The organism is Priestia sp. FW507-14D1A (assembly GCF_058781295.1).
Map to the genome: position 1 here is coordinate 894,737 of NZ_JBYSWQ010000002.1, position 22,657 is coordinate 917,393.

The window sequence follows — 22,657 nt, forward strand, 5'->3', positions numbered from 1 at the left end:
ATATTTTGATTATTTTTCTTGTAAATTCTTTTCTTTCATAAAAAAACAAGACTCTTTTACATAGAGTAAAAGAGTCTTATTTTTAAATTAATGCATTTAGAATAAGTGCTCCTGCAAAAGCAATAAAGGATAGAAGCGTTTCCAGAACGGTCCATGTTTTGAACGTTTCTTTCACTGTTAATCCTAAATACTCCTTCACCATCCAGAAGCCAGCATCATTAACATGAGAGAACATTAGTGAACCCGCACCCGTAACGATAACAAGCAGTTCTAAGTTAACACCGGACATATGCTCAATGATTGGTGAGACAATACCAGCAGCTGTTGTTAATGCAACTGTTGCTGAACCTGTAGCAATACGGATTAATCCAGCAATTAAAAATGCAAGTACAAGTGGTGATAGAGATAGATGTTCAGACATTTGACCAATCGTTGTACCTACTCCGCTATCGATTAATACTTGTTTGAAGCCACCCCCTGCACCAATAATTAAGACAATAGATCCTACAGGAAGCAAACATTCTTCCGTTAGTTTTTTAATCACATCTTTTGTCATACCTTGACGTTTTCCAAGCAGGTAAAACGCTGCAAAACAAGCAATTAAAAGTGCAATTAATGGACTTCCTATTAATTCTACAAACTTCACTACGCCGCTTGGCAATCCGTTAATAACAGGTGCTATCGCTGCTAAGATCATTAATAGAACGGGCAGTAAAATGACAAAAAATGAAACGCCTGTACCAGGAAGATCTTTTGATGTTGTCGTAATACGAATTAGATCAGGTTCTCCTTCTGGAATCACTCGTTTGTGAACCCATTTTGCAAAAACTGGTCCAGCGATAACTGCAGCTGGAATTGAAATGATTAATGCGTATAAAAGCACTTTTCCCGTATTTGCTCCGTAAATACTAATAGCTGCCATCGCTCCTGGATGAGGAGGAACGAGACCGTGAACAATTGATAATCCTGCAATAACCGGCAGAGCAATCAATAATATATTTTGTTTTGTTGTTTTATGAATCGAAATAACTAAAGGCAGTAGAATTAAAATTCCTACTTCGAAGAAAACAGGAATACCAATAATGAAACCTGCTACTAGCATCGCCCATGGCAGTCTTTTCACACCGAATATTCTTACGAAATAATCCGCTACCTGCATGCCGGCACCTGAATCGGCCATCAGCTTACCTAAAATCGTTCCCAGCGCTAAAATTCCTACTAAGTGCCCTAAAACACCGCCCACTCCCGTTTCGTAAGCGCCAACAATTTTATCCATTGATAACCCAGAAGCAATTGCCAAAAACAAACTCGCAACCGTTAAACTAATAAACGCATGCCATTTAAAAACTGAAACACCTACAATAACAATAACAATTGCGGCAACTGTAATAGCTAATAAGTATGCATCCATCTTGCTTTCCACCTTCCCTTTAAGTAAACGCTTTCTCTATGTAGCAAAAAGCTCTACACCCTGTGAATTTTTTAAAAATAAGTTCCAATTATCGAAATCGTTTACATTAATTAATTTAGAAAACGATTTCATTTTTTTATTACTTAAATTATATGAAAAAAAAATTCTTAAATCAATAAAAAAACTCAAAAAAATTTTATCAATTTTATTCCATACGGTTTTAACACATAAAAAAATCCAATCATGTTAATGATTGGATTCACCTTATTTATTTGGTGATGGTTGGATCAGCCGTTTGACTGTCGATAATCGGTTTTTCGCTTGTTTTTAACGTTATTTCTTCATATTCCCCCGGCGCTAATACACTTTTATCTCCTTTCATGAGATACGTGTAAACAATGATAGAAATGAATAGACCAAATGTCCAGGCATTATCCCATAAAAAACGCAGTCCAGGAATTAGTAAGCCTAAAACGGGTATGGCCACGCCAATTACTAATGCATAAATACCGTTTTTATTAAAACCTGTTGAATAACTGTAGCGACCGTTTACCTCATATAGATCCTTTAATGCCATCTGTCTCCTTCTTACAAGCCAGTAGTCAGCAATGGCGATGCCGTCTATAGGGCCAAGCAGTGCTCCGTATGTTCCAAGCCAGCCGAAAATATAGTTCCCGAAATTAGACATGATGTACCATGGCTGAAGTAAAATAGCAAAAATACCGGTCACTAGCGCCCCCATCGCAAACGTGATTTTCTTTGGATTCAGATTCTCAATTGCACGGGCTGGCGCGACAATATTTGCTCCCACATTAATCGTTAAAGAAGAAAGCACGATAACGATTGTTCCTAAGAAAATGATAAATGGAGGGAATTTAGCTACTAACGCCACTGGATCCCAAATAGCTTCTCCAAATATAACGATTGTTGCTGAGGTAACAGCAATTCCAATAAATGAAAAAATACTCATCGTCAACGGCAAGGAAAAGGTTTGCGCAACCATTTGAGATTTCTGACTTCTAGCATATCGACAAAAATCAGGAATGTTCAAAGCGAGCGTCGCCCAAAATGCAATGACTCCGGTTAAAGCAGGGAAAAATATGGCTAGAAATTCTCTGGTTGATGTAAATTTAGAAGGCGCAGATAAAATAGGCCCCCACCCTCCCGAGTTGGTATAAGCCCATATAAAAAGAATAATAGCTGAAATACCAATAACCGGAGCAGCAATCGCTCCTAATACTTTAATCGCTTGCGGTCCTTTATATGCTACTCCTACATTTAAAAGCCAAAAAAGAGCAAATACAATGGCTGTATGACCAGCTAAACCATTCCAAGACGAAAACGAAGCGCTTAGAAGTGTATCAATTGCTTCCGTTCCAATCCATGTATTAATTCCAAACCACCCAGCAGCCACAATGGCCCTAGCCAGTGCTGGGATATGTGCTCCTTTATCTCCAAACCACAGGCGGGCAAATACTGGATAAGGAATGCCAAACTTGGTTCCAGCGTGAGAATTAAGCAAGATAGGAATAAGAACAATAACATTTCCTAAAAAGATTGTACCAATTGCTTGCCACCAGTTCATTCCAAGCGTCATCATTCCGCTCGCCATTGTGTAAGCTGGAATACACAGACACATCCCAATCCAAAGCGTGGCAAAGTTAACTCCTTTCCAAGAATGCTCTTTCATCGTAGTCGGACGTAAATCCTCATTCCAAAGGTCACTGCCGCTCAGCTGATTGTGCGTCTCATCTGTGAGCGTCACAATTCCATCTTGCTCAATTTGTGTTTTCATCCATAAAACCCCTTTTCATAAAATAAGTTCATTTCAAAAAACAAATTTTGTTTGAATTTTCTGAAATATAAAGGCGTTTGTGACGATTCCTTCTAGTATGTGATAAATACTAACGTTATCCCTTATTATATTTAATGCGAAACGGGGATACACTGGACAAATTGTAACATTATTTGAGGAAACTTTTATATATTGTGTAGTGTCAACTCTTTTGATTGTTAGATAACCTAACACAAAAAAAATCATCGCTTGAAAGCTTCAAGCGATGATTTTTGAACTTAATGTACATATTTTTTTTGAAAAGCCGTAATGCTTTCGTATTCTTCTTTAAATAAGCGAGCCAAACGAATATAGATAGCCGTTAACTCTTTATATACTTCACTGTTTTCTTTGATTGGATAATGATGATTAGTCGCTCCAACCATATCAGAAACAACGTTTAATGAGTCAACTTCGCCAAGGCTATATAAGCCAAGAATAACTGCTCCTAGACATGAACTTTCAAAACTTTCCGGCACGGATACTTCTTGGTTAAAAATATCTGCCATCATTTGACGCCAAAGTGCGGAACGTGCAAATCCGCCTGTTGCCTGAATTTTTGTAGGCTCTCCAATTAACTCTTCAAGTGCCAATAACACCGTATACAAGTTAAAAATAACGCCCTCTAATACAGCACGAATCATATGTTCTTTTTTATGATGTAAACCTAGGCCAAAGAATGAGCCTTTGGCATTTGCATCCCAAAGCGGCGCACGCTCTCCTGAAAGGTATGGGTGAAACAATAAGCCGTCTGCTCCCGGTTTCACTAAAGCTGCAATATCCGTTAATACTTCATACGGATCTTTTCCAAGGCGTTTAGCTGTTTCTACTTCGGATGCTCCAAACTGATCGCGAGCCCATCTAAAAATCATGCCTCCGTTATTTACAGGGCCGCCAATTACCCAGTGGTCTTCTGTTAACGCATAACAGAAAATACGACCTTTGGGATCAACTACTGGCTTGTCAGTCACTGCTCGAATAGCTCCGCTTGTCCCGATCGTCACAGCAACAACGCCTGGTTCAATTGCATTTACGCCTAAATTTGATAATACACCGTCACTTGCACCTACAATAAAGGGCGTATCTGGAAGTAAATGCATGTCAACTGCAAGCGCTGGGTTTAACCCTTTTAACTGATGCATTGTTGAAACAGGAGTGGATAACTGATCGGTTGTAACACCTGCTACTTTAAGTGCTTCTTCATCCCACGCAAGATTTTTCAGATTAAACAAACCCGTTGCTGATGCAATCGAATAGTCGATAACATATTCGTTAAACAACTTAAAGAATACATATTCTTTAATCGAAATAAACTTATGTGTTCCCTTCACTAATTCAGGCTGTTCATTAGAAAGCCATGTTAGCTTAGAAAGCGGCGACATCGGATGAATAGGCGTACCGGTACGCAAATAAATCTCATGACCATTGTATTCATTTTTAATTTTTTCCGTCCATTCTGCACTTCGATTATCCGCCCACGTGATACATTTTGTCAGCGGTTTTCCCTGCTGATCAACGGCAATAACACTGTGCATAGCTGAGCTGAATGAAACGCATAAAATATCATCAGGTTTTACATCGCTCGTTTTTACAACCGTTTGAATTGTACGTACAACTGCTTGAAAAATTTCTTCAGGATCTTGCTCAGCCATCGCGGGCGTCGGCGAGTATAGTGGATACTCAATCCCATGATTTGCAATGACTGTACCGTCTACTGAAAACAATACAGACTTTGTACTCGTTGTTCCGATATCTACACCTATTGCATATTTTTTGCTCATGCTGCTGTCCCCCTACTTTACTACTTTACTTATTTACAACACCGTGGCCGCCGAATTCATTTCGAAGTGCTGCTACAACTTTTCCTGTAAATGTATCTTCCTCTAATGAACGATAGCGCATCATTAACGATAAAGCAATAACAGGAGTTGCCGTTTGAAGATCAAGAGCAGTCTCTACGGTCCATTTCCCTTCGCCAGAAGACTGCATAACTCCTTTAATACTGTCTAGTTTAGGATCTTTTGAAAACGCATTTTCCGTTAGTTCCATTAACCAAGAACGAACAACAGATCCGTTATTCCAAACGCGTGCTACGGCTTCATAGTCGAAATCAAACTGACTTTTTTCCAGAACTTCAAATCCTTCAGCAATGGATTGCATCATTCCATATTCTACACCATTGTGAACCATTTTTAAAAAGTGACCGCTTCCGCTTTTACCTGCGTACATAAATCCATTTTCTACGCAAATATCATTAAAAACCGGTTCAATTGTACGGAATACTTCCGCATCTCCACCGATCATTGTACACGCTCCGTTTCTTGCGCCTTCCATTCCGCCGCTTGTCCCTACATCAAAGAAGTAAATACCTTTTTCCTGAAGATCCTGAGCACGTCGAACAGATTCTTTATAATTAGAGTTTCCTCCATCTATTATAATATCTCCTTCTGACAGAAGTTCTTTTAGTTCTGTAATAACATTTTCCGTTACTTCTCCAGCCGGAACCATAATCCATACAACTTTAGGTGAAGGAGCAAGTTCATTAACTAACTCTTCAACAGTAAAGGCGCCAGTTGCTCCTTCATTTGCAAGTTTTTCTACCGCTTCTTTATTTACATCATAAGCTACTACTTCATGATGGTTGTCCATTAAATTTAATGATAAATTATATCCCATTTTTCCTAAACCGATTAATCCAATTTTCATTTTACAAACTCCCTTTGAAAAAAAATTTCACATTACCTCCATTATACGAATTATTTTTCATTTTGCAATCGTTTACAAGAAAATTTTTTTCACTCATATTTTTGTGCTATACTCTTTTTACTACTAAATTCGTGGAAAGGAACATCAGTTATGACGCAAAATTGCTTAGGAAAAATTCGTTCTCACTATGCTAGATTCAGTGAAAAAGAGAAAAAAATAGCAAATTATATTTTAGAACAGCCGGAACAAATTATTCACAGTACCATTAACGAAGTGGCAGACGATTTAAATGTAGCTGATGCAACAGTCTTTCGCTTTTGTAAACGAATTGGCTTCAAGGGCTATCAAGCGATGAAAATAGCGCTGGCTGCTGAAATTATGACGCCTATTCAGCAGATTCACGAGGAAATTGCTGAAACGGATAATGAAAAAACGATTGCTGAAAAAATCTTTCGCTCCAATGTGCGAACGCTTGAAAATACATTACAAATACTAGAAAGCAACGCTATTGAAAAAGCCGTCAAACTTCTTATGAAGGCGGATAAAGTTCAGTTTTATGGCACGGGTGGTTCTTCAGTAGTGGCTATGGATGCTTTTCATAAATTTGTTCGAACAGGAATTAAAACGTTTGCATTTATTGATTCCCATTTCCAGCTTATGTCCGCTTCTCAATTAACAAAACAGGATGTAGCGGTCGTGATTTCTCATTCTGGAACAAATAAAGACACGATGAACATTTTAAATACAGCAAAAGCGAACGGTGCCAAAACGATCGGTATTACGGGTTTTCCAAAATCTCCATTAAGCCAAAATGTCGATGTTTCTCTTTATACGAGTTCAGAAGAAACAGAATATCGATCTGAAGCTCTTGCCTCGAGAATTGGACAGCTAAGCCTCATTGATGCTTTGTACGTTAATGTAATGATTGCGAATAAAGATGCCTCTAAACACTCGCTTGAAAAAGTACGCGATGCCATTGCTGAAACTAGAATTTAACGTTTCGCTCTTATATATTCTTCAACTATAACATCAAACAGAGCATAGAATATATGCTCTGTTTAGTGCAGTTCTTCGCTTAAAATTTTCGAGTTTTAATTCTCATTTAACATTTTCTAAGTTGCTACATATGATAAAGCACAACTTTTAAAAAGTAGGTGAAGTGTGTATGGAGATTATCTATCGCACTGCAAAACTCGATGATTATACAGAAGTAAATAAAATATTAGGGGAATCACTAGAACTCCACGCAAATGCGCTTCCTTCTATGTTTGATAATCAAATGGCTGTTTTATCTCCCGAACAATATCAAGCTACTCTTTATTATGCAACCATTGATATTCTTGTAGCTCAATATCGAAATCAAATTATTGGGGCGTCTGTTGTTGAATTAAAATATAACCCTCCCACTACATTAGCTCCTCTTTCCTACACAGCGTACATCCAATATTTTGGCGTTAAGAAAGGCTTTCAAAATTATGGCGTAGGAAAAAGTCTTTTTTCTGCTACGAAACAGTGGGCTGTACAAAAAGGAGCAAATGACCTCCAGCTTACCGTATGGGCATTTAACGAGAAAGCACGTGCTTTCTATGAAAGTCTTGGGCTGAAAAACTTAAGCTACCTTATGACTACTTCACTACAGCCATAAATCGTTCCAATAACGGAGACTAGACACGTAGGTGATACGTGCCTAGTCTCCGTTATTCAAATAAAAGACTAAATCATTTCGACGTGTTAATTTACACAGCTTATATACATACTAAAAGAAGTTTATTACGTAGCCGGATTGCCTTCTTGCAGCTGTTCTTGTTCATCACGCTGACGGTGAGCTAAACGACTTGCCGCACTAGAAGCTACGCTCGCTACTAAATCATCTAAAAAGGTATTAACTCCTTTTTCTTTTTTACAGTCCAGCTTTTCAATAATGCCTACTTTTACTTTATCTAAATAGCCAAAGGTCGTAACAGCGATACTGCCATAGGTTAAAACGGCACCTAAAGCAATCGTTTCATCAACACCAAACAACCCTTCGTCTTGTTCTACAATACTTTGAAGAGGTTCTGATAATTTATTTTGCTCAGCTAACTTATCAAGTTCGATTCCAACTAGAAGCGCATGCTGAATTTCTCTCTTTTGCAGTACTCTTTCTACGCTCTCAGCACATTCCTGAATGGTTAGAGCTGGATGATAAGGAAGCTGTAAATCATACACAATTTCAGCAATATCCAAAACTGTTACGCCACGCTCTTCTAGCAAATCAAATGTTGCCTTTGCTACTTCTTTGCTCGTTGGGATTTTTTTCGCTGTCATGTCTCTCTCTCCTTTTCAAGTTGTTGTCTCTCTTTATATTAAATTCGATGAGAGGCGCTAAAAACCTTTTTTGTTTCATCTACCTGAATTCATAAACTCGTCACATATCTCTTTAGGCGCTCATTACATTTACTTGCTATAATGAAATTATCTAATCAGGAGGTTTGTCTACTGTGGAAGAAAAACAAAGTAAATTTAGCAGAGGCTTATTATTATTTTTCATTGGCGCAACAGCCCTTTTCTTTATCGTCTTAATCGTTCTGTTTCTCATGTCTACGTTTGGAAAAAGCGAAAAAGAAGCCGTGGCTCTTTTAGCAGGGAATCACTACGCTATCGTTAAGGAAGAGAATTCATATACTCTTTATGATCAAAAAGAAAACAAGCCTATTTTAGAAGATGTAAACGGCTATTTCGGTGCTCGCAATATCCGAAGTTATGTAAAAAATGACACAGAATTGGTTTCGATTGATGAAAAAGAAGAAGAATATACGAAGAAGCCTCTAGAAAAAGCCAGCCAAGCAGAAAAAGCTATGTTTAAAAAAATGAAAAAATTAGAGTAACCAAAAGCGCTTCAGTCGATTCTGAAGCGCTTTTTTAATGACGCATGCCTCTTTCTCGTCATTCGCTTAAAAATTCGTTACAATAAAATAAAGAACGGTTATTAGAAAATGTGTTACAATAAAGGTAACGCTTTCATTCAAATGCATAGGAGTCGATTATTCATGTCAGAAAGTAAGCGGAAGTTAGAAGAAATTTCTTTTTATAGTGACGCACTGCAAGAAGATGTCACGTTACTAGTCTATTTGCCGTCAAACTATTCTACGCTCTATAAGTATTCCTTACTTATTGCCCAAGACGGAAAAGATTATGTTATGTACGGACGAACACCTCGTTTAATTGATGATTTAATGAACGAGTCGGAAATCGATCGTACTATTTTTGTTGGAATTCCATATAAAAGCGTAGAAGACAGACGCGATAAGTATCATCCAGAAGGAAATCAAGTAGATGCCTACATTCGCTTTTTAGCACATGAACTTGTGCCATTTTTGGATAAAACATATCCTACATATCAAATGGGAAAATCACGTGTTCTAATTGGTGATTCGCTTGCTGCTACAGTTTCACTGCTGACGGCCATTGCGTATCCTCACACGTTCGGGAAAGTAATTATGCATTCTCCTTTCGTGAACGATGCTGTATTACAAACGGTCAACTCATTTGCTTCTCCTTCACTGCTGGATTTGTATCATGTTATTGGAACTGAAGAAACAGATGTCAAAACAACACAAGACGGTATATTGAATTTTATTGAGCCTAACCGCCTGTTGCACGAACAAATGAAGCAGCGTGGATATTCTGTTTTCTACGAAGAATTTAATGGAAATCATACGTGGAAATACTGGCAAAAAGACGTAAAGCGGTCGCTTCAATATATGTTGAAGTAGAAAGATATCATATTTTTTGAAAATTTGTTATAATAAGCTCGCTTTATACATATTTTATGATCTTACTTTGGAGGGATTTTTTATGAAATTTGGCGTTGTACTTTTTCCATCTAAAAAATTGCAAGATGTAGCGAATTCTTATCGAAAGCGCTATGATTCTCACTATTCATTAATTCCGCCTCATCTTACATTAAAAGAAGTCTTTGAAGCTACAGAAGACCAAATTGATGAAATTGCGGCTAACTTGCGTAAAATTGCCGAAGAAACAAATCCATTTACATTAAATGTAACGAAAGTAAGCTCATTTTCACCAGCCAATAACGTCATTTACTTAAAAGTGGAACAAAAACCAGAACTGACGTCACTTTACAATAAACTTCATGAAGGCAATCTCGAACAGCCAACTGAGTATTCATTTATTCCACATATTACAATTGGTCAACGTCTTTCAGATGATGAGCACTTAGATGTGTATAGCCAGTTGAAGCTTGTAGATGTCGCTCATGAAGAAACAGTGGATCGCTTTCATTTAATGTACCAGCTTGAAAATGAAACATGGACTGTGTTTGAAACATTTCGTCTTGGAAAGGGATAAGATACGTGAACATCAAAGTACTAACGAACAAACAAGATCATTCTGATGCTTACTTCGTACGTCAAAAAGTATTTGTAGAAGAACAGCAGGTTGATGTAGAGCAAGAAATCGATGAATACGATTCCGAAGCCCTGCATTTAGTTGTATACAAAGGAACTGCACCAATTGGGGCAGGACGCTTCCGTATGGTAGAGGACTATGGAAAAGCCGAACGAATCTGCGTTCTTTCTTCTTATCGAAAAGACGGTGTAGGAAAGCTTTTGATGGATAAGTTAGAAGAGCTCGCAGCAGAGCACGAGATTGAAAAAATTAAGCTGCATGCTCAAACGCATGCGGAAGAATTTTATAAAAAGCTAGGCTACGTAACGGTTTCAGGTGAATTTATGGATGCTGGAATTCCACATGTAGAGATGGTAAAGAAACTAAGTAAAAAACACTAGGAATTGAACCTGGTGTTTTTGCTTTTTTAAAGGATAAGAACCTTTGCTTTGCTTATACTAATACCTAATCATGTGAATTAGGTGAAAATATGGATGAACTTATCGGAATTGCATTAGAACTCTTTATCGGATTTATCTGCTTGTTTATTTTAACTAAATTTTTAGGCAGAGCGACGATCACTCAGCTTACCACTTTTGATTTTATCTCTGCTCTTGTATTAGGAGAGTTAGTAGGAAATGCGCTATATGACTCAGAAGTAGGAATAGGCAAAATTTTATTTGCTGTTATCTTTTGGGGAGCGCTTATTTATGTCACCGAAGTTATTACTCAAAAAAATATTCGCCTGCGTTTGTTTTTAGAAGGACGGCCATCTATTATTATTCGAAAAGGGAAAATTTCCTACAAAGAACTTAGCAAAAATCGATTGGATATCGATCAGCTTCTTCATATGCTTCGTTCAAAAGACATATTTTCCATTCGTGAAGTTGAATATGCGATTTTAGAAACAGATGGATCACTAAGCGTATTGCCAAAATCTGATTATGCTAAGCCAACAAGAAGCGATCTACAGCTGCCTCCTTCTGAACCCGTTTTATCTATCGCCTTCGTCAGTGATGGACGTTTGCTTTTGAAAAACTTGATTCAGTCAGGCTTTGATGAAGACTGGCTAAAGACACAGTTAAAAAAACAAGGATTTACCGATTATAAACAGGTGCTTTATGCTGAATGGCAGCAGGGCAGTACTCTTTTTATTGAATCTTACTAAGATGTTTTTTACTTGTTCATTACTTTGTTAAAAAATCGTGAGCGTATTCATTCTGCGGCGTTCACGATTTTTTCTATTAGACACGTGTATTAATCACTAGGCCCTTATTTGTTAGCTTGCTGTATACACGCTCTGCTGCTTGAAGTTTTTTTCGCTTTTGTACTGAACTTGGCGTCAATTCCAGTGAGTGAGAACGCGATTCAAACTCTTCGTCAAAGCTTTTTTTCTCAATAGGCCAAATACGATTTGAAAAAGAAGCATTATTTTTTTGAAGACGATTTGCATATTGAATAGATTGATAAGGCGTGACGGGCAGTATATATCCCATATGAACCCTCCTCTTTTTCAAGATACCTTTTACTCGCAGAACTCAGTATTTTTCTCAAGAAGTATCGACATTGAAACCGCTCACTTTAATCCTCTACTTTAGACTTGTTCAAAACAGATGACACCTTGTATCTATACCGCCTGTTTTGAACATATGTGATGTCTTATTCAATATATACCCTTTTTTACATCCTATCCCTCCAAAAATATCCGTGCTCTTTTTAAAAAAAGATGATTTTGATATGATAGACTTTGACTATAAAACAAAGACTGTGCGTATACACACATCTATATCGATGTAGAACGAGAGCGGCTTCTTGCTTTAACTCCCTCTTATTTACTATTGATTATTCATGTTTTAAAAAGGAGGCCATGTTTTTTGCAACGTGCACTTTATCAAAATCAAATACTTAATCTTGCTATAACGGCTAGAGACCGATTTCAATATTTATATGAAGCTAGTCTCCGCGGAGAAATAACGTGTGCTCACTGCGGAGAACCAGTTAAATTATATCTGGGGATTGAGCATTCTCCTTACTTTTATCATGCTCAAGTTCCCCATGAAAGAGAAGAGTGTTTAGACACACTATCAGAAACAACAGCGGTGCAACAAATAAAAGAAAATCCGCCTGAATACAGAGAAACCAATGGATTTCGTATTCCTAAAGGACGAGCTATTGGCGAGAAAAGTTCAACTGTAAAAGAGAAAGCAACATGGAGGTCTTCCGCACCTTTTTCAAGTGTTCCTGCTTTTCGCTTAAAACCAGCTGTTCCTAAACACTCTGACTCTCCTTATTTAAATGAATTTAAAGAGAGCGGTATTGAATTAGATTCGAACCAGTGGAAAGCTGTTACACATTCAGAAGGACCGCTCCTTATTCTAGCTGGTGCGGGAAGCGGAAAAACGCGTGTATTAACAGCTCGCACCGCATATATGATACAAGAAAAAAAAATTGATCCGAAATCCATTATGCTGGTGACTTTCACGGCTAAATCAGCTAAAGAAATGAAAGAACGATTGGCTACATATCCAAAGATGTCCGGCTTACATCTTCGTCAAATGCTAGTTGGAACTTTTCACAGCATTTTCTTACGTATGATTGTTCATCATAATCCTCAAGCGTGGCAAATGGACCGCCTGCTAAAATGGGATTGGCAAAAAGAACAGATCGTGAAAGAAGCAGCAAGAGAGCTCCACGTGGATGAAAAAGATTTTCCGTTTGATCAGGCACTTCAGCAAATCGGCTATTGGAAAAACACGCTTGTTGGCGTGCAAGATGTGCGGCCAAAGGACAAATGGGAACAAGATGTGCACTTTTTATATCGTCGCTATGAAGAAGTCAAAAAGCAAAAACAGCTATTCGATTTTGATGACATGCTGTATGGATGTTATGAAATGCTAAAACAAAATCCCGATTTACTCACTCGTTACCAAAAAAGGTTTCGCTATTTTTTAATTGACGAATTTCAAGATATTAATAAAGTTCAATATAAAATTATGAAAATGCTAAGTGAAGACTCTAAAAACTTGTGTGTCGTAGGAGATGATGATCAATCAATTTACGCTTTCCGCGGAAGCGATCCTTCGTTCATTTTAAACTTTGAAAAAGATTTTTCTAATACAACTGTTATTACGTTAAACCAAAATTATCGTTCAGCTCACGCCATCGTTTCTTCTGCTAATAAAGTCATTGCACGAAATACAGCGCGCCGACAAAAAGAAATGGCTGCCCAGTTTGATAATGAGTTGCGACCTACATTCTTCTTTCCATACGACGAAGAAGAAGAAGCAACAATGATTGTAACGGATATGAAAGAAAAGATTAAGCAAGGGGCTTCTCCAACTGAATTTGCGGTCTTGTACCGAACTCACGCTTCTTCACGCGCCATCTTTGAACGTTTATCACAGTCAAACCTGCCATTTTCAATCGAACAAGATGCGGATTCGTTTTATAAAAGACGCATGGTTCGAAGTTTACTTTCATTTCTACGCTTGAGCGTGAATCCAAATGACGCAAGTTCGCTACAAGATTTAGTAAACGCACTCTTTTTAAAGAAAACAGCAGTCAATGACTTAAAAGCAGCAAGTATTCTTCATGATGGTACATTTATCGATGCACTTGAATATCTTCAAGATTTAAAACCGTTTCAGCAAAAAAAACTCAAGAAAGTAATTCCTTTATTCAAGTCGCTAAAATCAATGTCTCCTTCTTTGGCACTTGAGACGATTTCTAAAGATATGGGATTCGATGATTTTGTCAAAAAACGCGGAAATGAAGGAAATATGATGGAAAAAGGTTCGGATGACGTGCGGGATTTAAAAGTTGTAGCACGTAAATTCAAAACCGTACCTGAACTCTTAGAGCATGTGGATCATATGATTGCCATGAACACAGAGATGAAAGCTTTAAGCAAGCAATTTAATGAAAGTATTCAGCTAACCACAATTCACCGAGCAAAGGGTCTTGAATATAAGCATGTATACGTACTGAGCAGCGTAGATGGCGGTTTGCCTCATGATTATGCACTCGAAGCTTATCGAGGCGGAGATGATGTGCCGCTTCAAGAAGAACGCCGTCTTTTATATGTAGCAATGACGCGTGCACAGAATTCACTTTATTTATCTGTTCCGCAAACTAGAAGGGGTAAAACCGCTTATCCTTCAAGATTCCTGAAGTCGTTTATAAAAAAAGTGTAAAAGAAAAACAGGCTGGGACAAAAATATTTGAGTTAAAGGAAGAAGCTAGGACAAAAGTAGTTTCATTAAAATAAAAAACGAACTATCTATCAAAAACGGATAAATAGTTCGTTTTTTTATAATCATGGTGAACGCAGGTGCTTCTAGCGGTTGGTTAAAGAGCAAGGCGAAGACTCCTGCGGGGACAGATGAGACCCCGCAGAAAGCAACAGCGGTCGAGCAAGCCGGATCATGTATCCAGATTGTTCGTCTTTAAATTGGATTCCTGTAGTTATGTTTCAACCTCTTTATCTTACTTCAAGCTAGCGTCCATAACTAATATTCTCATCATCTATTATTAACCAAATATTCCACTAAGAGGTAGATATTCATACGTGGATACGTTACACTACGTTATGTACTGTACTACTATATTTTAGGGGGCTCCATTATTGAACACAAAGCTTATTCATGAAAATGAAAAGATTTTTTTCATTTTGTGTATGGTTATCAGCTTATTAACTTATTTCTTTTTAATTATTTCACTCATTGGTATTATCTACCTTGTAATCGGTTTTTTAATTACATTTATACTCCACGGTTTCTCCATTGCTCAAATTCGCAATAATGGGGTTAGATTGACAGAGAAGCAGTTCCCGCACACTTATCATCAGGCAAAACAGTTATCTTTAGAGCTGGATTTAGAGCTGCCCGATATTTATATTGTTCAATCAGGCGGCTTGTTAAATGCGTTTGCTACACGTTTTTTTGGACGTCACTTTGTCGTTTTATACTCCGACATTGTTGAAATGATTGAAGATAATCAAGAAAAAGAACTTTCTTTTATTATTGCCCACGAATTAGTTCATATCAAACGTAAGCATACACTCTACCACTCACTTATTCTACCTGCTCTTTGGGTTCCTTTTTTAGGAAAAGCTTACTCTAGGGCCTGTGAATATACGTGTGATCGCATAGCTTCCGTTGCGATTGGTGATGCAAAAGCTGCCACTCAAGCACTCACTATACTTGCGGTTGGTCATTGTCTAAATAAAAAAGTAAATCAGGAGGAATTTGTTCATACGCACTCACAGGAAAAAGGTTTTTTTATGTGGTTGAATCAAGCTACTTCAACTCACCCCCCTATCGCCCATCGTATTAAAGAAATTAATTACTTAGCACAGCATCCGGAATTGTTTGATCTTGATTCTAACGCATTTCAAACAAATGAAATTGCATAAATGGAAAAAAGCCCTGACGTGTCAGGGCTTTATATAAAACATTAAATTATTTTTTCTCATTTAGCATTTTAGCGATGGTCGCAAAATCAATGGATTGATTATTGTTTGCAATCGCCTTAACAATTTGTTCTTCTTTTTGTTTTGAAATTGGCTTATTCGCAATTTGTGCTACTCGCTTCACAATATTACGCACCGTTTGCTCATCTTTAAAATTAGCATTTTGTACAGAATTCGCAAGTTCAAAGATATCCTTCATATTAACGCCTGTTTTCTTTTCTATATTTTTAAACATATTATTATCCATTTTGCATGACCTCCTTTATTTATACTTCATCGTATGCACCATGTGCCTAGATGGTGCCCTTTACATTTAATAAAAAAATAAAGTGCGAGTGAAACTTCACCCGCACTTTTCGGTGCCTTATTCATAGAAGGGATTAATTGTAAAAACAAACACAACCAACAATAATTAATAGAATGAATAATACAACGATTAACGCAAAACCACCGCCGTAGCCACCACCGTAACCACAACCACCGTAGCCAAATCCGCAGCCCATAATATTACACCCCCTCTGTTTTACTCTCTATACTGTATGTTCACTCAAATGATTTCGTATGGGCTTTTCAACTGTGTACATTAAATTTCATTGTCCAAACGGATCTTCAGCATCTTGCTCATCAAGTCTTTTTACATTTTGTTGCAGTTTCCTCTCCTGCTGTTCCATCTGCTTTTCTGCTTTTTCTACTTCGTTCATTCTCTTTCGATGTTCTCCCATCATATGCTGTTCAAAAAAACGTTCAAATTCATCGAAAAAATCCGGCATCTCTACACCTCTCTCCACTCTATGTAAAAAAGCACTGTCCAAGTGACAATGCTTCTATTGCTTATCGCTTTGGTAACTTTGAACCACAGCCGCAACCACCTTGTTTTGGTGAAGGGTACTGGACTGGCTTAGGAATAGACTGCCCTTTCTTTACCGATTGTTTTGTCATTGGTTGTGGATGATAAGGCAGGGGCTGAGGGTATTGATTAGGATTATAATTATAATGATAATACATCATGTTTTCCCTCCTTTTCACAGCATCCTATCTATAACATTATATTCAGGACTAAAGAAAGACGTTCTATCTTATTTGTCCATTTTGCGCTGCAGGGACAAAAATAAATCCGTGCTGTTTTTTGGTTTCCTCACTCTCGGTCTTTCTCCTCCCTTTTGCTCTGTCACTTCACGCAGCCGATTTTGCAGTTCTTGAATTGTTCCTTGAGCTTGATGATTGTACTGTACAATGGACTGTTCGGTTTTTGATTTTTGTTCATTAACGCATGCTTTCAGCCAATCTATTTTTTCCTCTAGCTTCTTTTTTTCTTCTTCATGCTTTTGCTGTAATTCCGCTAGCTCTTCCTTAATATCTTCATATTCAAATTCTTGGTGCTTGAATTTTTGATATTCTTCTTTATAAAAAGCCAACTCCGACTTCAATGAAGCAATGTATTTTTTCGTTTTTTCCTCGCTCATGCCCTTCACTCCTCCATTATAAATAACCCACAGCTTCTAAAAAATCAGTTAAAGATGAATAACACTTTTTATTAACATGAATATGCTGTAATTGAGTTTATTATTTCCTTCATTTTTTATGCTCGCTCCAACTAGGATTTATTCCGATAAATTCCGCTTTTACTAAGGAACATAAAAGCAGGTCATTCATACACTATAGTAGTCCGATACCTAGTAACGAAAAGCGTAAAGGAAGGACAATTACAATTAGGAGGTTTAAAAATGGCAGAACTTTTTGAATCATTATGTATCCGCGTACCTAAAGTGTACGACTGGGTTAGACGTCAAGTTGTTTTACCACAAATCTTTACTAACGATACTTCATTGTTTGATGAAGAAGATCTTAAAGATTTAGGCCATGACGTAGAAGTGGAAATTGTTTTAACGGATAGTGAAGGTCACCCTGTAGATCCTTCAGATGAAGACGCACTTGATAACGTGATTGAGCTTGTGCCCCACGGTGGTCGTAGACCTAAAAAAATCGTGTTACCAGATGGAGAAGTTGTTGTTCTTCATGAAGTAAAATTATCAATTAGCGGCTTTTACCGAGTTAAGTTAATTGAATTGAGTGGGCACCACAGACATGACGAAGTTGAATCTAGCATTATTCCTTGGAAAATACATCAAACATTCTATTTATGCGCCCCGGAAGGAACAGAACCTGTTGTCCACCTTGAATCTTTTGAAGGAACTGACGGTTCTCTCAGATTATCAGATTGTCACTTACAGCAATTAAGCTTTGATCTTATGTTATGCCTAAGTGTTCAAATTGAAAAAGATGTTAAAGTTGAAGTAGAAGGAAGCTTCTGCTACCCTCGCCCTGAAATCATTTCTACAAGCAGCTGCTCACCTATTGAATATCCACCTCAATGTGATGCTATTTTCCCTGGAAGACCACATCACGATGATTTTGATGGAGACGATGTAGAGTCAGGCTTCGACCATCACGACTTTGATTAACAAGATAAAAAGCCAGAGGAGAATATTTCTCCTCTTTTTTCATCCTTTACGCGCTTTCTGCATACATATAAATAAAACTGCTATGGGCAGCTCTAACGACCAGATTAATTTATAGCTCAGCAGGAAAGGAGACTACTAGATGAGTCGTAACTCCCCTTCCCCTAAAGATGATCTAACTCAATTAAAACAAAAGCTCATACACTATAAATCAGAAATTCGAAACGTGCAAAACCAACTAAAAAGCTATGAACGAGCTTTAGAGCGAGAAAAAGAAAATACATCGTTTTGGAAAAAGAAACACGCTGAGACGCTTTCTACATCTGAAAAAGAAGTAGAAATTGAAGAATTAGAAAAAGAACTGGATCTACTGAGAAACGAGCTTTCCGAACAAAAAATTATTGCCGAAGCGTTTCGAGAAAAAGCTTCAAGGAAACAGCCCGTTATTGAAGAAAAAATCGTGGAGAAAGTAATTGAAAAGATTGTAGAAAAACCCATAGAAAGGTTCGAAAAAAGCGATATCCTCTGTTTCTTCCAACATTCCATACTGCTGCCAGAACAAGATGAAAGCGAGCTGATGATGTTCGGCAACGTAATTATTCAAAATCAAACGAGCAGTACTTTATACTCTCCAACACTTTGCTTAAAAATGAAGCCTACTGCTTCTGCTATGTTAAGCGGGAAGATCATTGATGAAAAAGATATTGAAGCTTCTAGTGTCCCCTCTTCTTCTTTAGAATGGCGCTACGCTCATCCAAAATGGAACGAAAAAATTCAAAATGACGGTGAATATTGGATTAAACCCATTAAGCAAACAGTATTAAAGCCCAAAGGCAAATTACTATTTGACTCTTTTCAAGTAGTCATTCCTCTCTCCACTGATACGACTTCGTTTATTCTAGAAGGCTTTTTCTATAGTGAAGAGTGGCAGGAAGGTATTCCTTTTTTAAATAAAGTTGTGCTAAATTTCCCTTAATCATTAAAAGACATATTGACGATCAATATGTCTTTTAACTCGTCCATTTATTTCATAAAAGATTCTATAATTCCTGCACACCCTGCAATAGCTAAGATCGTAATAATAGGAATAGCAATGTGCGGGACCGCTACATAACTAAAATAAATTCCTACCGCACACCATATGCCTGTACACCAATAGCAGCTGAGCAGCTCTCCAATCCACTTTTGCAGTCCCTTCCCTTTTATCTCTAAATAAGTTACCGTATTTCCTTGTTCATCTTGATCTTCTACGATTTTATGAAACGGTTTACGAATAAACGCTGTAATTTTATCAAAAACAATTAGACGAGTAAGTCGAAACGTCGCAAAGACAAATAATGTTAGATAAATCCATGTCATCTTCATTCCTCCGTGCATTCACAAACTTATGAAAATAAAAGCTAACGTGCTTCTTCACTGTTAGCTTTTAGAGTTGCTTAAATTTTAATGATAGATATGGTCTGAATATCATGAAATTTCAATACTGTTTTCTCTTTATTAGGGGGAACGCTCACGTATAAACTTCCTTCTTTTAATTCTAAGATTGTTCCTATATATTTTTGGTTTTGACACGTAATTTCACAAATTGGCTGAGACATATGAGGCGGGAAGCTGCATAGAAATTCAACTTTTTCTTTAATCGTCATAGACTGAAACATTTTATTTGGCTTTTTAGTCTCTGATTGCGGTATATCCACGGGAACAATTGAACGCTCTTCCTCTTTTTCTTGCTTAATCTCTTCCACTTTTTCTACGTCAGGCTCTTTGACTTCTTGAATGGAAGAAAAGCTGGGCTCTTCTTTTAACACGTGCTCTTTCTCTATTCCTTTATTGTCTTGCTGTTTTGAACTAAAATAATATTGCATAGAACGCTGATTTTGCGTAGCGTTTGGCTGGACAATGTACATTAGCGGCTCGTTTTCTTCTGACTTAGATTTTGAGTTAGTCATGAAGCATACCTCCAATTGCTTGTTATCGTTCTTTTAAAAATGTATGCTTGAACACGGAAAAACTTGTTTATTTTTTTGCGGTAGCCTTTTTAACACCAAAAGCAGGGCTGTACTTTTATTTCCAGCATGTGAGAAAACACAATAAAAGAGGTTGAGACATAACGAAATTAATTCAATCTAAAGACGCACAAATGGGCCACATGAGCTGAACCGCTTGTCACACCGCAGTTGATTTCCGTGCAAGACTTCGCTTTTCGCGGGCGGCCGATGAGCCTCCTCGTCGCTTGCGCTCCTGCGGGGTCTCATCTGTTCCGCTTTTCCTGCAGGAGTCTTCGTCTTGTCCTCGAATCAACTGCTAGAAAGAGCTAAACAGATGAAACTTATTTTCAAAACAACAAAAAAAAAACGAACCACTAATCAAACATTTTGATCAAGGGTTCGTTTATCACTTCAGCTAAAATAATTTTGTCCCAGCCTCTTTCTCTCATTCAATAAGGTAGCAAACTAAACCTACCTAGATACCTTTATCTAATTTTATACTCAAGAAGCATACGCAATTCATTCACATACGAACGAGACCCCGTTACAATCAAACGATCATCAAATTCAAGCTCTGTATCGCCATGAGGTACAATGGAATCTTTGCCTCTAAAGATTCGAACAAAGATCACATCTCCTGTAAATGGGAACTTGCGAAGCTCTACCCCCTCGTATTTAGGGTTACGCATATTAATTTGATAAAGTGCTGTTTCTTGATTCGTTAAGATATTTAAAATATTTGGCGATTCAATTAAAGCTTTTAGCAATGCAGTCGTAGATAACAGCACAGAAAAAACTTCAATGTTATTTTCTTTCATCTTTTCATCTAATACAGGACTTTCTACACGGGCAATAACCCGTTCTGTACCATATTGTTTTGCAAATAGAGCAATGTCGCTATTTCTCTCTTCTTCCCCGGTTGTTACAACTAATACATCCGCATCTAAAATCCCCATACGCATTAAAGTTTCCTTACTATATCCATCGATGTCGACGATATTAAAAATGGAATCCGACGTACGGTTTTCAATTTTGTCCTGCGTAGGATGATAAATGGTAACATCATATAAATCAAGATCCATTTCTCGAATAACCGGGAGTGTAAATTGATTTGCACCGAGCATATTAATCTTCAGCTTTCTGTCACTGATTTCTGGCTTTGGAAACAGCTTTCTAAAGATAATAGGTGTAATAATACATGTAATAATCGCCACCAAAATCAGCGCACCGGACATTTGTGAATCAATAACACCAATATTTTCACCAACCGTTGCTGCTGCAATAACGAGTGATAAAGTCGATGTTAAAAGAAAACCCGATGCCAAAACGGTTTTCATATCATACCATTTTCTTAAGATTAACGCTGGGACTAGCTTGGATATCAACAATGCAATGAATAATAAAGGCATTAAAATCAGCACTTTTTTATCACTGAACAATGACCAAACGTCAAGCTTCACTCCTACCATCACAAAAAAGATAGGAATTAAAAATCCGTAGCCAAACGAATCTAATTTATGAACTAAATTTTTGTTAGGCGCAAGAAGAGAAACGAGTGATCCCGCTAAAAAAGCGCCTAAAATGTTTTCAACACCAATTGACTCCGAAAGGCCCACTAGAATGATAATGAGTGCAAATACCGCACGCGTGTCGATTTGAATTGTACCTTTAGACATTGTCTCAAGAAACGATCGGTTTTTAAACTGCTTCCCTATGAAGTATAAAATCACTCCTACTCCAAATAAAATTAAAATCAACCATGTATTGCTATTTCCTGATTTATCATAGACGGAAGCAAATACGGCTAGTAAAATCATCGTGACTAAGTCCGCAATAACCGCAATCAATAAAATGGTCTGTCCAATCGGCTTTTTCATAATCTGTGCATCTTTTAAGGTCGGCACTACTACTCCTAATGAAATGGTAGAAATAATAAGCGTCATCAAAAAGGCATTATCGATAAAACCGGTCCATACAAAAACATAGGACAAAAATAGTGAAACCGCAAAGATAGCTGCAAACACTAGTATAGAAATGGAAAAAGCATTTGGCACCTTAGCTCCTGATGCCTTTTTGTCTTTTGAATTTCCTCCAGCAAAAGCAGAAAAATCAATTTCTAAACCACTTAAAAACATCAAAAAGATAAAGCCTAGAGTGGAAAGTGTTTCAAGCCACATATCCTGCTCCACAAGGTCAAAACCACTTTTCCCTATAATTAATCCCATAATAATTTCAGCTACGACTACAGGTATAATGTTGAGTTTAAACCGATGCAACAGTATAGGCGTTAAAAAGGCCAAACTAATGACGATAACAAGTGATGTAAAGGACGCGTGCTGTTCCATTAGATTCCCCTCCTTTTACCTTCGTTATTTATAAAACGAAGACGTTAGTATTCAA

The 22,657-nt window shown here is 37.4% G+C and carries 26 protein-coding genes; 11 read left to right on the top strand and 15 right to left on the bottom strand.

The genetic code is table 11. The features are described 5' to 3' along the window. Positions 1 to 82: 82 nt before the first annotated feature. The 4 genes from AC3WJG_RS12905 to gnd form a co-directional block, all read right to left on the bottom strand. Positions 83 to 1,411 (bottom strand): GntT/GntP/DsdX family permease, encoded by a 1,329-nt coding sequence (locus tag AC3WJG_RS12905; protein WP_028407501.1) that lies wholly within the window; start codon positions 1,409 to 1,411, stop codon positions 83 to 85. A gap of 268 nt (positions 1,412 to 1,679) precedes the next feature. After that, entirely contained in the window at positions 1,680 to 3,206 is a 1,527-nt protein-coding gene (locus tag AC3WJG_RS12910; protein ID WP_337133863.1) for an NCS1 family nucleobase:cation symporter-1, read from the bottom strand. 278 nt (positions 3,207 to 3,484) lie between these two features. Beyond that, entirely contained in the window at positions 3,485 to 5,026 is a 1,542-nt protein-coding gene (gene gntK, locus AC3WJG_RS12915) for a gluconokinase (RefSeq protein WP_028407499.1), read from the bottom strand. A gap of 25 nt (positions 5,027 to 5,051) precedes the next feature. Beyond that, positions 5,052 to 5,951 carry a phosphogluconate dehydrogenase (NAD(+)-dependent, decarboxylating) gene (gene gnd / locus AC3WJG_RS12920; RefSeq protein WP_028407498.1) on the bottom strand — a complete coding sequence of 300 codons (900 nt, stop codon included), beginning with the start codon at positions 5,949 to 5,951 and terminating at the stop codon, positions 5,052 to 5,054. A 150-nt stretch (positions 5,952 to 6,101) separates the two neighbouring features. Between gnd and AC3WJG_RS12925 the strand changes: the two genes are divergently transcribed. Together AC3WJG_RS12925 and AC3WJG_RS12930 are read left to right on the top strand one after the other, a co-directional pair. After that, positions 6,102 to 6,947, top strand: coding sequence for a MurR/RpiR family transcriptional regulator (locus AC3WJG_RS12925; protein ID WP_013055460.1), 846 nt, complete (start codon positions 6,102 to 6,104; stop codon positions 6,945 to 6,947). A gap of 169 nt (positions 6,948 to 7,116) precedes the next feature. Further along, positions 7,117 to 7,596: a GNAT family N-acetyltransferase gene (locus AC3WJG_RS12930; RefSeq protein WP_025749861.1), complete on the top strand. Its 480-nt coding sequence runs from the start codon at positions 7,117 to 7,119 to the stop codon at positions 7,594 to 7,596. Between the two features lie 125 nt (positions 7,597 to 7,721). On the opposite strand, the gene AC3WJG_RS12935 is transcribed toward AC3WJG_RS12930, so the two are convergent. Then, the gene (locus AC3WJG_RS12935) at positions 7,722 to 8,258 is read right to left on the bottom strand and encodes a phosphatidylglycerophosphatase A family protein (protein WP_013055458.1); all 537 of its coding nucleotides are present in this window, start codon (positions 8,256 to 8,258) and stop codon (positions 7,722 to 7,724) included. A gap of 173 nt (positions 8,259 to 8,431) precedes the next feature. On the opposite strand from AC3WJG_RS12935, the gene AC3WJG_RS12940 reads away from it, so the two are divergent. The 5 genes from AC3WJG_RS12940 to AC3WJG_RS12960 all read left to right on the top strand — a co-directional run bounded on the left by AC3WJG_RS12940 (position 8,432) and on the right by AC3WJG_RS12960 (position 11,508). Next, positions 8,432 to 8,818 carry a hypothetical protein gene (locus tag AC3WJG_RS12940; RefSeq protein WP_028407497.1) on the top strand — a complete coding sequence of 129 codons (387 nt, stop codon included), beginning with the start codon at positions 8,432 to 8,434 and terminating at the stop codon, positions 8,816 to 8,818. Positions 8,819 to 8,980: 162 nt separating this feature from the next. After that, entirely contained in the window at positions 8,981 to 9,706 is a 726-nt protein-coding gene (locus AC3WJG_RS12945; protein WP_028407496.1) for an alpha/beta hydrolase, read from the top strand. A gap of 82 nt (positions 9,707 to 9,788) precedes the next feature. Beyond that, positions 9,789 to 10,301: a YjcG family protein gene (locus AC3WJG_RS12950; RefSeq protein ID WP_013055455.1), complete on the top strand. Its 513-nt coding sequence runs from the start codon at positions 9,789 to 9,791 to the stop codon at positions 10,299 to 10,301. A 5-nt stretch (positions 10,302 to 10,306) separates the two neighbouring features. After that, positions 10,307 to 10,741: a GNAT family N-acetyltransferase gene (locus AC3WJG_RS12955; RefSeq protein WP_028407495.1), complete on the top strand. Its 435-nt coding sequence runs from the start codon at positions 10,307 to 10,309 to the stop codon at positions 10,739 to 10,741. 89 nt (positions 10,742 to 10,830) lie between these two features. Continuing rightward, the gene (locus AC3WJG_RS12960) at positions 10,831 to 11,508 is read left to right on the top strand and encodes a DUF421 domain-containing protein (protein WP_013081784.1); all 678 of its coding nucleotides are present in this window, start codon (positions 10,831 to 10,833) and stop codon (positions 11,506 to 11,508) included. 76 nt (positions 11,509 to 11,584) lie between these two features. On the opposite strand, the gene AC3WJG_RS12965 is transcribed toward AC3WJG_RS12960, so the two are convergent. After that, on the bottom strand, positions 11,585 to 11,836 hold the full coding sequence (locus AC3WJG_RS12965; protein WP_028407494.1) for a hypothetical protein: 252 nt from the start codon (positions 11,834 to 11,836) through the stop codon (positions 11,585 to 11,587). Between the two features lie 378 nt (positions 11,837 to 12,214). Here AC3WJG_RS12965 and AC3WJG_RS12970 point away from each other — a divergent pair, with 378 nt between their 5' ends. Further along, entirely contained in the window at positions 12,215 to 14,533 is a 2,319-nt protein-coding gene (locus AC3WJG_RS12970) for an ATP-dependent helicase (protein WP_098332494.1), read from the top strand. 431 nt (positions 14,534 to 14,964) lie between these two features. After that, positions 14,965 to 15,753 (top strand): M48 family metallopeptidase, encoded by a 789-nt coding sequence (locus AC3WJG_RS12975; RefSeq protein WP_028407492.1) that lies wholly within the window; start codon positions 14,965 to 14,967, stop codon positions 15,751 to 15,753. Positions 15,754 to 15,799: 46 nt separating this feature from the next. On the opposite strand, the gene spoVIF is transcribed toward AC3WJG_RS12975, so the two are convergent. The 5 genes from spoVIF to AC3WJG_RS13000 all read right to left on the bottom strand — a co-directional run bounded on the left by spoVIF (position 15,800) and on the right by AC3WJG_RS13000 (position 17,273). After that, positions 15,800 to 16,057, bottom strand: coding sequence for a sporulation-specific transcription regulator SpoVIF (spoVIF, locus tag AC3WJG_RS12980; RefSeq protein ID WP_013055449.1), 258 nt, complete (start codon positions 16,055 to 16,057; stop codon positions 15,800 to 15,802). A gap of 133 nt (positions 16,058 to 16,190) precedes the next feature. Then, positions 16,191 to 16,313: a YjcZ family sporulation protein gene (locus AC3WJG_RS12985; protein WP_013055448.1), complete on the bottom strand. Its 123-nt coding sequence runs from the start codon at positions 16,311 to 16,313 to the stop codon at positions 16,191 to 16,193. An 87-nt stretch (positions 16,314 to 16,400) separates the two neighbouring features. Continuing rightward, complete coding sequence (locus AC3WJG_RS12990) at positions 16,401 to 16,580, bottom strand: hypothetical protein (RefSeq protein ID WP_041816498.1); 180 nt, start codon at positions 16,578 to 16,580, stop codon at positions 16,401 to 16,403. A 61-nt stretch (positions 16,581 to 16,641) separates the two neighbouring features. Next, positions 16,642 to 16,818, bottom strand: coding sequence for a hypothetical protein (locus tag AC3WJG_RS12995; RefSeq protein WP_164797097.1), 177 nt, complete (start codon positions 16,816 to 16,818; stop codon positions 16,642 to 16,644). 68 nt (positions 16,819 to 16,886) lie between these two features. Further along, complete coding sequence (locus tag AC3WJG_RS13000) at positions 16,887 to 17,273, bottom strand: hypothetical protein (protein WP_060746414.1); 387 nt, start codon at positions 17,271 to 17,273, stop codon at positions 16,887 to 16,889. A gap of 261 nt (positions 17,274 to 17,534) precedes the next feature. Between AC3WJG_RS13000 and AC3WJG_RS13005 the strand changes: the two genes are divergently transcribed. Continuing rightward, complete coding sequence (locus tag AC3WJG_RS13005) at positions 17,535 to 18,272, top strand: BMQ_0737 family morphogenetic spore coat protein (protein ID WP_060746415.1); 738 nt, start codon at positions 17,535 to 17,537, stop codon at positions 18,270 to 18,272. A 139-nt stretch (positions 18,273 to 18,411) separates the two neighbouring features. Then, positions 18,412 to 19,245 carry a hypothetical protein gene (locus AC3WJG_RS13010; RefSeq protein WP_033578058.1) on the top strand — a complete coding sequence of 278 codons (834 nt, stop codon included), beginning with the start codon at positions 18,412 to 18,414 and terminating at the stop codon, positions 19,243 to 19,245. A 47-nt stretch (positions 19,246 to 19,292) separates the two neighbouring features. Here AC3WJG_RS13010 and AC3WJG_RS13015 read toward each other — a convergent pair whose 3' ends face one another. The 4 genes from AC3WJG_RS13015 to AC3WJG_RS13030 form a co-directional block, all read right to left on the bottom strand. Further along, positions 19,293 to 19,628: a DUF1360 domain-containing protein gene (locus tag AC3WJG_RS13015; protein WP_034267630.1), complete on the bottom strand. Its 336-nt coding sequence runs from the start codon at positions 19,626 to 19,628 to the stop codon at positions 19,293 to 19,295. A 77-nt stretch (positions 19,629 to 19,705) separates the two neighbouring features. Beyond that, positions 19,706 to 20,218 carry a CotO family spore coat protein gene (locus AC3WJG_RS13020; protein ID WP_028407488.1) on the bottom strand — a complete coding sequence of 171 codons (513 nt, stop codon included), beginning with the start codon at positions 20,216 to 20,218 and terminating at the stop codon, positions 19,706 to 19,708. 217 nt (positions 20,219 to 20,435) lie between these two features. After that, complete coding sequence (locus AC3WJG_RS13025) at positions 20,436 to 20,570, bottom strand: hypothetical protein (RefSeq protein WP_268798642.1); 135 nt, start codon at positions 20,568 to 20,570, stop codon at positions 20,436 to 20,438. 172 nt (positions 20,571 to 20,742) lie between these two features. Continuing rightward, positions 20,743 to 22,602 (bottom strand): monovalent cation:proton antiporter family protein, encoded by a 1,860-nt coding sequence (locus tag AC3WJG_RS13030; RefSeq protein WP_028407487.1) that lies wholly within the window; start codon positions 22,600 to 22,602, stop codon positions 20,743 to 20,745. Positions 22,603 to 22,657: the final 55 nt, after the last annotated feature.

Bases quoted from the DNA above. Each gene is read 5' to 3' on its own strand.
- AC3WJG_RS13015 (WP_034267630.1), bottom strand. From the start codon at position 19,628: ATGACATGGATTTATCTAACATTATTTGTCTTTGCGACGTTTCGACTT.
- gnd (WP_028407498.1), bottom strand. From the start codon at position 5,951: ATGAAAATTGGATTAATCGGTTTAGGAAAAATGGGATATAATTTATCA.
- AC3WJG_RS12985 (WP_013055448.1), bottom strand. From the start codon at position 16,313: ATGGGCTGCGGATTTGGCTACGGTGGTTGTGGTTACGGTGGTGGCTAC.
- AC3WJG_RS13020 (WP_028407488.1), bottom strand. From the start codon at position 20,218: ATGACTAACTCAAAATCTAAGTCAGAAGAAAACGAGCCGCTAATGTAC.
- AC3WJG_RS12995 (WP_164797097.1), bottom strand. From the start codon at position 16,818: ATGATGTATTATCATTATAATTATAATCCTAATCAATACCCTCAGCCC.
- AC3WJG_RS12990 (WP_041816498.1), bottom strand. From the start codon at position 16,580: ATGCCGGATTTTTTCGATGAATTTGAACGTTTTTTTGAACAGCATATG.
- spoVIF (WP_013055449.1), bottom strand. From the start codon at position 16,057: ATGGATAATAATATGTTTAAAAATATAGAAAAGAAAACAGGCGTTAAT.
- AC3WJG_RS13030 (WP_028407487.1), bottom strand. From the start codon at position 22,602: ATGGAACAGCACGCGTCCTTTACATCACTTGTTATCGTCATTAGTTTG.
- AC3WJG_RS12960 (WP_013081784.1), top strand. From the start codon at position 10,831: ATGGATGAACTTATCGGAATTGCATTAGAACTCTTTATCGGATTTATC.
- AC3WJG_RS12950 (WP_013055455.1), top strand. From the start codon at position 9,789: ATGAAATTTGGCGTTGTACTTTTTCCATCTAAAAAATTGCAAGATGTA.
- AC3WJG_RS12945 (WP_028407496.1), top strand. From the start codon at position 8,981: ATGTCAGAAAGTAAGCGGAAGTTAGAAGAAATTTCTTTTTATAGTGAC.
- AC3WJG_RS12910 (WP_337133863.1), bottom strand. From the start codon at position 3,206: ATGAAAACACAAATTGAGCAAGATGGAATTGTGACGCTCACAGATGAG.
- AC3WJG_RS13000 (WP_060746414.1), bottom strand. From the start codon at position 17,273: ATGAGCGAGGAAAAAACGAAAAAATACATTGCTTCATTGAAGTCGGAG.
- AC3WJG_RS12930 (WP_025749861.1), top strand. From the start codon at position 7,117: ATGGAGATTATCTATCGCACTGCAAAACTCGATGATTATACAGAAGTA.
- AC3WJG_RS13010 (WP_033578058.1), top strand. From the start codon at position 18,412: ATGAGTCGTAACTCCCCTTCCCCTAAAGATGATCTAACTCAATTAAAA.
- AC3WJG_RS12925 (WP_013055460.1), top strand. From the start codon at position 6,102: ATGACGCAAAATTGCTTAGGAAAAATTCGTTCTCACTATGCTAGATTC.
- AC3WJG_RS12965 (WP_028407494.1), bottom strand. From the start codon at position 11,836: ATGGGATATATACTGCCCGTCACGCCTTATCAATCTATTCAATATGCA.
- AC3WJG_RS13005 (WP_060746415.1), top strand. From the start codon at position 17,535: ATGGCAGAACTTTTTGAATCATTATGTATCCGCGTACCTAAAGTGTAC.
- gntK (WP_028407499.1), bottom strand. From the start codon at position 5,026: ATGAGCAAAAAATATGCAATAGGTGTAGATATCGGAACAACGAGTACA.
- AC3WJG_RS12935 (WP_013055458.1), bottom strand. From the start codon at position 8,258: ATGACAGCGAAAAAAATCCCAACGAGCAAAGAAGTAGCAAAGGCAACA.
- AC3WJG_RS12905 (WP_028407501.1), bottom strand. From the start codon at position 1,411: ATGGATGCATACTTATTAGCTATTACAGTTGCCGCAATTGTTATTGTT.